Origin of the sequence: Methylobacterium sp. WL116 (assembly GCF_008039455.1) — a bacterium.
In the GTDB taxonomy this organism is placed as follows: Bacteria; Pseudomonadota; Alphaproteobacteria; order Rhizobiales; family Beijerinckiaceae; genus Methylobacterium.
In genome coordinates this window covers 1-1,334 of sequence record NZ_VRUV01000839.1, presented here as the reverse complement: position 1 = coordinate 1,334, position 1,334 = coordinate 1, and the positions used below count along the sequence as shown (strand labels likewise).

Below are 1,334 nucleotides of genomic sequence, written 5' to 3'. Positions count from 1 at the left end.
CGGCCGCGGGGCAGGAAGAACTCCGAAAAGCCCGGCTGGCGCACGAGGTCGGGGACCGCTGCCGCGGCGGCCCATTTCTGCTGCACCACGATCGGCGCGAGGTAGCCGCGCTCGGCGATCTCGATGGCCGGCTCCAGCAGGTCGGCGAAGGGCAGCTTGCCGAAGCGCTCGGACAGGGCGACCCAGGCGCCGACGGCGCCCGGCACCGTCACCGAATCCCAGCCGCGCATCGGCGGCCGCGTGGCCGGGCCGTATTTCCGGGCGAAGTAGTCCGGCGTCCAGGCGGCCGGCGCCCCGCCCGAGGCGTTCAGGCCGTGCAGTTCCTGGCCGTCCCAGAGGATGCAAAAGGCGTCCGAGCCGAGCCCGTTGCTGCACGGCTCGGTCAGCGTCTTCGCCGCGGCGGTGGCGATCGCCGCGTCGACCGCGTTGCCGCCCTTCCACAGCATCCGCATCCCGGCCTGCGCCGCCAGCGCGTGCGAGGTCGCGACCACGTTGCGGCCGAACATCGGCATGCGGATCGAGGGATAGGCGGAGGTCCAGTCGAAGGTTTGCGACATGTCGGGTCAGCTCACTGAGGGTCGGCGCGTGACGTCCGGGTTTCGATAAGGGGTGATCCCTTGTCCGGGGCCGAGGGCGAAGCCCGGTCGGTTCGTCGGGCTCCGCCCGACCCCCGCCGAAGGGACGATCCCATCGGACTTCCCTTCGTTGCGACGCAGGATTCGTGCGCGGATCAGCGCGCCTGCATGCGCAACGCGCCGTCGAGGCGGATGGTCTCGCCGTTGAGCATCGGGTTGCGGACGATCGCCAGCACGAGGTCGGCGTATTCCTCCGGCCGGCCGAGGCGGGCGGGGAAGGGCACCGCGGCCCCCAAGCTGTCCTGGACGTCCTGAGGCAGGCCGAGCAGCATCGGCGTGCCGAAGATGCCGGGCGCGATCGCGCAGACGCGGATGCCGAGCGGCGCGAGCTCGCGGGCCGCCGGCAGCGTCAGCCCGACGATGCCGGCCTTCGAGGCGGCGTAGGCGGCCTGGCCGACCTGTCCCTCGTAGGCGGCGATCGAGGCGGTGGAGACGATCACCCCACGCTCGCCCCCGTCGAGGGGATCGAGCCCGGCGGCGCCCGCCGCCACCAGCCGCATCAGGTTGAACGAGCCGACGAGGTTGACCTGGATCACCCGGACGAAGCCGTCGAGCGAGGCCGGGCCGTCGCGCCCGACGATGCGGGCGGCCGGCCCCTGTCTCTTATACACATAAGACGCAGCCGACGATATTCAGTGTGTAGATATAGGTGGTGGCCGGATAAATAAAAAAAAAAAGGGGGGGGGGGGGGGGGGGGGG

Annotated in this window: 1 protein-coding gene and 1 pseudogene; both read right to left on the bottom strand. The window is 71.2% G+C overall.

Features of this window, described 5'->3' with window-relative positions; genetic code table 11:
• Positions 1–557, bottom strand: a 557-nt coding sequence (locus FV223_RS27815) for a gamma-glutamyltransferase (RefSeq protein ID WP_187276281.1), incomplete at its 3' end; no start/stop codon positions are given.
• A gap of 173 nt (positions 558–730) precedes the next feature.
• A pseudogene (locus FV223_RS27810) lies at positions 731–1,219 on the bottom strand (SDR family NAD(P)-dependent oxidoreductase); the annotation flags it as partial.
• Positions 1,220–1,334 lie beyond the last annotated feature (115 nt).